The organism is Microbacterium sp. GXS0129, assembly GCF_044769785.1.
Classification (GTDB): Bacteria; Actinomycetota; Actinomycetes; order Actinomycetales; family Microbacteriaceae; genus Microbacterium; species Microbacterium nymphoidis.
This window is the reverse complement of sequence record NZ_JBIZVZ010000008.1, coordinates 1-8,114: the sequence shown is the minus strand read 5'-3', so window position 1 is coordinate 8,114 and position 8,114 is coordinate 1. Positions and strand designations below refer to the sequence as shown.

Genomic DNA, 8,114 nt, shown 5'->3' with positions numbered 1-8,114 from the left:
AAAATCGTGAAGCTTGAGCATGCTTGGCGGAGATTGGACGGACGGAACGATGACGGATTTCAAGTGGCGCCATTTCCGGCTCTTGTGACTGATCCGTGGGTGGGTTGAGCGTGCTGAGAGCAGGACACGCCGTTCCTGGTCTAGGTTCTGAGGTGTTGAATCTCCAAAACCGAACCCAGAGAACGGCGTGCAAGAAACTACCCTATGGCGGCGTGTGCTCGGAGTCGAGCAGACGACCGTGATCGAGACCATCGAGTATGACGATGATGCGGGCATCGTGACCGCTCACGTACGCCCCTCGAAGAGATTGAAACCCCGCTGCGGGAGATGCGGCGCGGTCGCTGGCCGCTACGACCAGGGTGAGGGGCGCAGACGCTGGAGGGCTCTCGATCTTGGAACAGTGCCAACGTATCTCGAGGCCGAAGCCCCCAGGGTTCGCTGCGCTGAGCATGGGGTCACGGTTGCGCAGGTGCCCTGGGCTCGTCATGGGGCTGGGCACACCAGGTTCTTCGATGACCAGACCGCGTGGCTGGCAACGGTGACGTCGAAGAGCGCGGCGACCGAGGAAAAACCTCGCGGCGACACAAGCAAGAACGGTTCGCATTGTTGGCTCGTGAAATTGGAACCGAGCAAGCACGCAGCGATCAGTTCGGAATGCGCACCGTCAACCCACAGCGTGCCGCCCGAGACGCCCTCACGCGAGCAACATTGGCGCGCGCCGAAGCCGACGAACTCCGCAACCTCTCAGTCAACGACGCTGCACGAATCATTGCAGCCAAGCGGGCCGAGCAGGAACAGACACGACGGCTGTTGGAGCAGCGAGAGCGGCAACTCAACCCGTTCCAGCGCACCACCCCCGGCAGCGACCCAGGTCGTGACGGGCCAGCACGCGGCCTGTGATTCCCGGGTTTGCTGCTCCGATGAACTCTGTGCTGCGATCGGGTAAGATGATCGGCATGGGTAACTTGATTTGCGTGTTCGCTGTGACGCACACGCTTGCTGTTCGCGACCGCCGCGCCTGACGGCGCGCCTCGCTGAACGCTTCGCGCGTCGTCCATCCGAGAGACCATTCGCGTCTCGGAACGGCGATTTTGCGCATCCATTTTCTCCGTCTGCGCTCTGCCCTGTTTCCGAGGCGTTCCATCCTTTCTTTCTTGGAGCGCGAACATGCCTCGTTCATCCCACGGTGGCCGCCACGAACTCGGCCAAAACTTCCTCATCCACACACCCACAATCAGCAAGATCACCGCTCTAGTCACCGCGACGAAAGGGCCGATACTCGAACTTGGCGCTGGAGACGGCGCACTCACGAGACCTCTCGCCCAGCTCGGCAGGCCGGTGACCGCGATTGACCTCGATGAGCACCGGATCGCTGGCCTCCGCCGCGCGCTGCCGGATGTGAAAATCAATCACGCCGACGCGCTCACCGTCCCTCTCGACCACCCCGTGATCGTGGGGAACATCCCCTTCCATCTCACCACCCCGATCCTGCGCCGACTTCTCCGCGTCGGCACCTGGACTCAGGCGGTGCTCCTTACGCAATGGGAGGTCGCCCGCAAACGCTGCGGGATCGGTGGCTCCACCATGTTGACCGCACAAACCGCGCCCTGGTTCACCTTCGACCTCCACGGCCGGGTTCCCTCCTGGGGTTTCCGACCACGCCCCAGCGTCGATGGCGGCATCATCCAGATCAGCAGGCGCAAAGATCCGCTGATTCCCGGCTCGCAGCGCACCCGGTACCAACAGTTCGTACGCGCGGTATTCACCGGCCGAGGCAGAACCCTCGACCGTGTCATCGCGAACGCGAGCCACATCGACCCCGGCCGAGCCCGGCAACTCCTGAGGCAGTGCGGCGTCGATACACGCGCACTGCCGAGGGACCTGACACCGGAGCAGTGGGCCGGAATCTGGAACGCGATACCTGAGTAGCCACCCCCAGAGCCACCATGCACGACACAACTTTCGCGATTCGTGGTCTCTCGGCCCGCGATGACGAGTCGGTCGCGTGAGCGTCCTCACGGCGACCGGTAGAATAGAACCGCGCGCACGCGCACGTTCACAGGTGAGTGTGTTTGGGGAACCTCGGCTAGCCGAGGTCGACGTGCTCGGCGACGTAGCTCACGGGCAGCGTGATCGTGGTGCGCCGCTTCGATCCTGCCCGCCGCACGGTGAGGGATCCGTCGTCGTTCGCATGGGCGACGTGCCAGCGGTCGCCGTTTTTCACCCAGCTTCGCCCGAGCGAGAGGCGCCGATTGTTCTCGCGGGTGATGATGAGATCTCCGCGGGAAACTTCGTTGCCGTCATGGAGTTTGACGCCGTCCACAGCGACGTCGCCCTGGAGGATTCGGTCGGTGCGGGCGCGGGTGTTGAGCGCAGAGACCGTGTCGAGGGTTTCCGCGATCAGCACCGTGCTCTTTCCCGCTGCGAGGTCTGTGCGCCAGGCTTGGTAGGCGGCTTCGAGAATCTCGTCATATCCGCCCGGCGTGACGCGCTGGTGCGCAATGTAGGTATCGATGACGTCGGTGTCGCCGATCCGCAACTGCAGGGACGCCTGCTTCTCCCAGTCGTTTCGGAAGCGACGCACATCGACCAGTTCCGGGGCGTCGCCGCGGTCACGCACGAGCATCCCGAACGCGCCGCCCGCGTCCACCGCTGCGAGTTGCGCCCAATCGCCCACGAGCAGCACTTTCGCGCCGACCTGCTGGGCGTGACTGGTGATGGCATCGAGCGCGAACGTGCCACCCAAGGAGGCTTCGTCGATGATGACGAGCTGTCCGCGCGTGAGGTTCCATTTCCCGAGGCGATGCTCATGCAGCCACTTCGCCGTGTTCTCCGTCCCGATCTCCAGATCCCCGGCGAGGACGTCGGCGGCAGCGGCCGAGGGCGCGAGCCCGGTCACCGAGCCTGGCCCGTAGCGTCGCTCCCAGGCTCGGCGCAGGGCACGCATCGTTGTGGTCTTCCCAGTCCCTGCGGGGCCGACGAGTACGTCGAGGACGCGGCCGGAGACGCCGATCTTCGCGATCGCCTGCTCCTGGTCCACCGACAGGGTGTGCCCGTCGCGGTTCTTCGTTCTGGCAGCGTCCTCGATCCATGCCAGCGGTACGGTCGGCGCCGACCGATCATTCGACGCGCCAAGGAGTCGGTCTTCTGCCGCGAGCACCTGCTCGGAGGAGAACACCGTTCCGGCTTTGGGTCGGAACACGCTCGACCCGTCCGCGCGACGAAACAGCGAGGGGCTCTTCGCGAGCTCGGGCGGAGTGAGGCGCAGCGAGACCCGTTCTGCGGCATCGACGATCTGCTGGGTGATGACGTCCCGGTCGTTCGCGGACGCGAAGCGGAGAGCCATCGTCTGTCGCACGGCCTCCGCGTGGAGGTTCCACCGTTTCCACGTCGCTCGCCGGTCACCGACCTGCTGCACCACGACCTCGGCGACCTCCTCGAGATCCTCCAACGGGATATCGTCTGCCCGCAGCAACGGTTCGTGCTCACTACCGGCGAGCAGTGCCGACGCCCAGGTTGGCGCGTCCTCACCCAGCAACGCGGTCGCGCGTTCTCGCCACTGGGAGGTGAGATCGCTGAGAGAGTGCTGCTGCTTCGGGGGCCGAGTCTCGAGCGTGGCCTGCTGCCGGAACTGCCACACCAGCTTCGGGGACGGCTGCCTCCCGTGCTTCGAGACGTAGTCGTCGACCAGCCGGTCTTTGACCTGCTCGATATCGCGAGTACGGGAAGAGAACTCGTCCATCAGCTCCTGCGGCACGCCAACGATCTCCCACGCCGTGGAGCGCCCCGCACCGCGCTCACGGGCTTCCCACCCGACGCCGAGGATCTGAGTGAGATGGTCCGAGAGGACCGCGTTGTAATGCTCCGATAGGCCGGTGACGGCGGCGTGGATAGCGCGAGAATCGAGCGTGCGCCACTTCCCGTCATGAGCTGCTTGCACGCGGTTGGCGACGACAATGTGCGTGTGGAGTTGTGGATCCGCGGCCCGAGAATCGTAATGATCGTAGGCAGTCGCAATCACACCCCGCACGTCGACTTGCGCGACGGCGCCACGCGCCCCTTTCGCGCCGACCCTGGTCATCGCGACGTCGCGCTCGAGTAGGGCGATCATGTCTCGGATCGCTGCGTGGTGAGCTTGGGCAATGAGTGCTTGCGTGCCGCCGTCGGCAACTGCCCAGAGGGTCGAGACGGACTTCGGGACCGAGAACGTGAGATCGAACCCTGCGACCGGCGCATTCGTTGGCTTCTGTGCTTCCTCCGCCTCGATCAGCGCTTGCTGCGCGGTACGCTCACCTGCGGTAAGGGACTTCGGGAGCTGATCGAGGCGGCGCTGCGTCCGCTCGCCCGCGGTGGCAAACTTTCGGTACGGACGCCCCAGTTGCTCGCCGCTGTTCGGATCCTGCCCGTGCCCCATGAGGCGCCGTAACTGCTCCTCGCTCACCGAGGCACCGACGGCGATCTCTCCGGCGAGTCCTGGGAGGCCGGCCCCGAGCCAGATGCCGGGAGGCGTTCCTGCTTCAAGGTAGTACCTTGTCAGCGCTGACGACGCATCGCGATCCCCGTCGCCAGCGACAACTGCGTTCAGCAGGTACCGGTACCCGTCCCCAGCGGTCATGACCCTGATCGAGATCGTCACACTGGGCAGGTGCGCCGCAGATCTTGGGATCTACCCTCGGAAGGCGGAGAGCGCGATGTTTGCGTCAATGCAGGGAGATAGCGAAGAGCGCGCTTCAACGGAGATGCTCGAATGGGTCCACGACGGATTGGACTCCGTGGTCGCGGCAGACGTAGACGATTCACACGCCGTACCCGTCGGCGCCGCTCGGCTCGGGGTCGCATTCTGCGCGGCAGACGTTACAGAGCCGGTGCTCGTTGCTCCCCCAGACCGTGACCTCGATATCGTCGGGGATCTCCATTCCGTCGAACTCCATATGCGGAGGTTAGCTGTCGCGGATTGAGTCGTGTCAAGATGCGGCACCGATGCTAAACCGCCGTTACCTATGGTCATCGCGCCGGTCACGCACTCGACGCTTAGTTCTTGAGGTACTCGAGGACGGCGATGACGCGCTTGTTTCCTGTGCGCTCGTTAAGGTCGAGCATGGTGAAGATGCTGCTGATGTGCCGTTCCGCGATCGCGACGCGACATGCATACGGTCCCTGATTTGCTCGTTAGTGAGCTCCGTAGCCATGAGCAAAACGTCAGTATCGCGGAGGAGCTGCTGCGGGAGCGGGAAAGGATTGACCTTACTGACGCAGAGACCCAAAGCGCGAGCATCCCTCATCGCTTTGATGCCAGCCCTTCAACCATTGCAACTAACCCGAACTCGAAATCTAGGTCTTGATCGACAGGCTCACATCCGTTGTCGAGCGCTGTTTGTTCTTCTAGTACGAAACCGACCGTATAGCGGCTGATAGCCATGAGAGCTCGGACCGCAGAGACCTCAGCGAATCCTTCGGACACGAGAAACTCGATCTGACTTTCGGGGGCATCCGAGCCCGCTGGCATCTGGTCACTCTTTTGACGGTGAAACTCTGCGTGCAGCCGTGCTCCATCCCGGACTGCCAGAAGCGCTGTCCGGAAGCTCCGCGCGTTGCGCAGGAGAAAGTCGTCCCAGCGCTCCCCTGACTCTGGGAGTGAGGCGTGGTGTTCGCGATCAAGCACATCAGCTGCGAGCGATCCGAGCAGGTGGCCCTTTGTCCGAAAGTGCCAGTAGAGCGCTGGCTGCTGCACCCGCAGATGCGCAGCCAGCGCCCGCGTGGTGAAACCGTCGATCCCCGTGTTATTGAGCACATGCCTCGCACCGCGCAAGACTGCTGCACGATCGAGTCGCGCTTGTTTCTGAGCCATGCTTGCACTTTATCATCGATAACTTTATCGTTGATAAGGTGTCATCTCTCACTTCCGCTCGTGGCTCGTTGGCCACGGTCCTCATCACGGCTAGCCTCGACGCCGCCGGCATGGGCCTGGTGATGCCGATTCTCCCCGCACTGCTACACGAGGCAGGGGTCACCGCTGATGCGGTTCCGCTGAACGTCGGAGTGCTGATCGCGCTCTACGCGGTAATGCAGTTCATCTTTGCCCCCGTACTGGGAACACTGTCGGACCGATTCGGCCGCCGCCGGGTGCTGCTTGTTTCCCTGGCCGGTGCGACCGTCGACTATCTCGTGCTCGCCACGACATCCGCTCTGTCGGTGTTCTATATCGCCCGTGCAGTGGCTGGGATAACCGGAGCGACCAATGCGGTCACCGCCACCGTGATCGCCGACATCACGCCACCCCACCAGCGCGCCAAGCGTTTCGGTTTACTCAGTGCCTGCTATGGCGGCGGAATGATCGCGGGGCCAGCCATGGGTGGACTGTTCGGTGCCATCTCGCCACATCTGCCGTTTTTGCTCGCTGCTCTTCTCTCAGCGAGCAATCTGGCACTCACCTTTATCTTGTTACGCGAGACCCGTCCTGATTCCCCTGCGCGCTCTGCGTCGCTCGCTCAGCATCGTGGTCGCCCCGGCCTCAGCGCGGTGCCTGGGATTACCTTCCTATTAGTCGCATTCGGCCTTGTTCAATTCATTGGGCAGGCTCCAGGTGCGACCTGGGTGCTGTTTACTGAACACCGCCTCGACTGGAGTCCCGTCGAAGTTGGAATCTCCCTGTCCGTCTTCGGGATCGTACAGGTTCTCGTGCAGGCCCTCCTTACTGGCCGCATCGTGGAGTGGATCGGTGAGGCAAAAACAGTCATCATCGGGTGTGTTACCGACGCCTTGGGTCTCGTAGGCCTGGCGATTGTCACTGACGCATTTTCCATGGCGCCTATCTTGGCGGCACTGGGGATCGGTGGCATCGGCCTCCCCGCTCTGCAAACCCTTCTCTCCCAGCGCGTCGATGAACAGCACCAAGGGCGCCTCCAGGGTGTGCTCGCCAGCATCAACAGCGTCACATCGATCTTCGGACCGGTCGCTTTCACAACGATCTTCGCGCTCACTTACATCAACGCCGACGGCTTCCTCTGGCTCTGCGCCGCAGCACTCTACGTGCCCTGCGTGATTCTCATCATGCGTGGTACAGCAGCGTCCCCGAAGTTCGGCTCATGGGCGAGCGGCGACTCGATGTGAGTTGTGAGACGTGAGCAGGAGCAACACGGCGGCGACACTGCTTCGCCATGGCCGACTAGCGAGACGGCGCCACCGGGAAACTCGGCATCATCTACCAAGGACAGGTCAGCTGGGAGCCTGATAGACCCATCGAAATGTGCGTGCCGATCGCGGAGAAAGGCCGGGCGCATCGGATCGAGCCATAGCACCATGAGTCTTCACGGAAGTGCGTTGACGGAGACTTCGTTGTGAACCGGGCCAAGGGAGAGCTGGAGGCCCTCTCCGAGTGGCTTGCCGATGACATGAGCTGGACGCTCATCGAGAAATCCACACACAGCGGCCCCAGTGCAGCCCGAGAGGTGCGCCCGCCGTTCTCCCGAGCGGGTGGAGGTCATTTCTGTCGTCACCCACGGACGACGCGCTTCCTGCGACGGCTACCTCGAGGCTGGAGGAATGCGCGTCCGTTTCAGCCATGCGTTCCGCTTCGTCAGCACCCCCAAGACCGCGATGATCGCAGAACTGCGACGCTACTGCATCGAGACGCAGGTTGACTGAGGCCTGTGCGGACAGCACGAACGACCCTTAAGCCCGTAATCTGGGAACCGCAGAAACTACCCGATCGAAACGCAACTACTTTGCCGGCCCTACGGGGTTGGCTCGCGGTCGTCGTCCTTGGCCGCGACCGTGCGCAGGAGGTGCTTGTAGCCATCCCTCGCGATCATCACGCGCATCGAAACCGTCACGACGCTACTGCCTTCGACGATCAGGGGAGCGGGGACTGATCGCGGACGCGCTGTCCACTTTGGTTAAAAGATTGCGCCGCTGTAGACGACCGCCATCTAGATGTGATGTCCAGGGACGTTGTTCTGGCCCCCGCCCGTAATGACACCGTGCCGATTCAAGAAGTATCTGTCCAGACCGCTCGCCATTGAAGGCATGTTAGAGTTTGGGGCATGTCGAGTCCCGAATCAGACAGGTCAGGGGTTGTCGGTCACACCGCCAGCCCCTTGAACCACTAGTTACGA

The 8,114-nt window shown here is 63.0% G+C and carries 6 protein-coding genes and 1 pseudogene; 5 read left to right on the top strand and 2 right to left on the bottom strand.

Annotated features, from left to right (window positions below; genetic code table 11):
* Nucleotides 1–187: 187 nt before the first annotated feature.
* The 3 genes and pseudogenes from ACIQJ5_RS17345 to erm all read left to right on the top strand — a co-directional run.
* Nucleotides 188–565 (top strand): annotated as a pseudogene (locus ACIQJ5_RS17345) (transposase family protein); the annotation flags it as partial.
* Complete coding sequence (locus ACIQJ5_RS17340) at nt 526–900, top strand: hypothetical protein (protein WP_402845623.1); 375 nt, start codon at nt 526–528, stop codon at nt 898–900. The pseudogene ACIQJ5_RS17345 and the gene ACIQJ5_RS17340, both read left to right, overlap by 40 nt.
* Before the next feature lie 267 nt (nt 901–1,167).
* Entirely contained in the window at nt 1,168–1,929 is a 762-nt protein-coding gene (gene erm, locus ACIQJ5_RS17335) for a 23S ribosomal RNA methyltransferase Erm (protein WP_130108831.1), read from the top strand.
* A 157-nt stretch (nt 1,930–2,086) separates the two neighbouring features.
* Here the strand turns inward: erm and mobF are convergent, their stop codons facing one another.
* Nucleotides 2,087–4,615 carry a MobF family relaxase gene (mobF, locus tag ACIQJ5_RS17330; protein ID WP_220492092.1) on the bottom strand — a complete coding sequence of 843 codons (2,529 nt, stop codon included), beginning with the start codon at nt 4,613–4,615 and terminating at the stop codon, nt 2,087–2,089.
* Here mobF and ACIQJ5_RS17325 point away from each other — a divergent pair.
* Complete coding sequence (locus ACIQJ5_RS17325) at nt 4,614–4,958, top strand: hypothetical protein (RefSeq protein ID WP_064846259.1); 345 nt, start codon at nt 4,614–4,616, stop codon at nt 4,956–4,958. The genes mobF and ACIQJ5_RS17325 overlap by 2 nt on opposite strands.
* 320 nt (nt 4,959–5,278) lie before the next feature.
* Here the strand turns inward: ACIQJ5_RS17325 and ACIQJ5_RS17320 are convergent, their stop codons facing one another.
* The gene (locus ACIQJ5_RS17320) at nt 5,279–5,848 is read right to left on the bottom strand and encodes a TetR/AcrR family transcriptional regulator C-terminal domain-containing protein (RefSeq protein ID WP_010154754.1); all 570 of its coding nucleotides are present in this window, start codon (nt 5,846–5,848) and stop codon (nt 5,279–5,281) included.
* A 38-nt stretch (nt 5,849–5,886) separates the two neighbouring features.
* Between ACIQJ5_RS17320 and tet(33) the strand changes: the two genes are divergently transcribed.
* A complete protein-coding gene (gene tet(33) / locus ACIQJ5_RS17315) occupies nt 5,887–7,110 on the top strand; it encodes a tetracycline efflux MFS transporter Tet(33) (RefSeq protein WP_074690335.1) in 1,224 nt (407 codons plus the stop codon).
* Nucleotides 7,111–8,114 lie beyond the last annotated feature (1,004 nt).

What these genes read in the sequence shown, in the direction of transcription:
- erm (WP_130108831.1), top strand. Translation starts at nt 1,168, where the DNA reads ATGCCTCGTTCATCCCACGGTGGCCGCCACGAACTCGGCCAAAACTTC.
- ACIQJ5_RS17320 (WP_010154754.1), bottom strand. Translation starts at nt 5,848, where the DNA reads ATGGCTCAGAAACAAGCGCGACTCGATCGTGCAGCAGTCTTGCGCGGT.
- mobF (WP_220492092.1), bottom strand. Translation starts at nt 4,615, where the DNA reads ATGACCGCTGGGGACGGGTACCGGTACCTGCTGAACGCAGTTGTCGCT.
- ACIQJ5_RS17325 (WP_064846259.1), top strand. Translation starts at nt 4,614, where the DNA reads ATGACCCTGATCGAGATCGTCACACTGGGCAGGTGCGCCGCAGATCTT.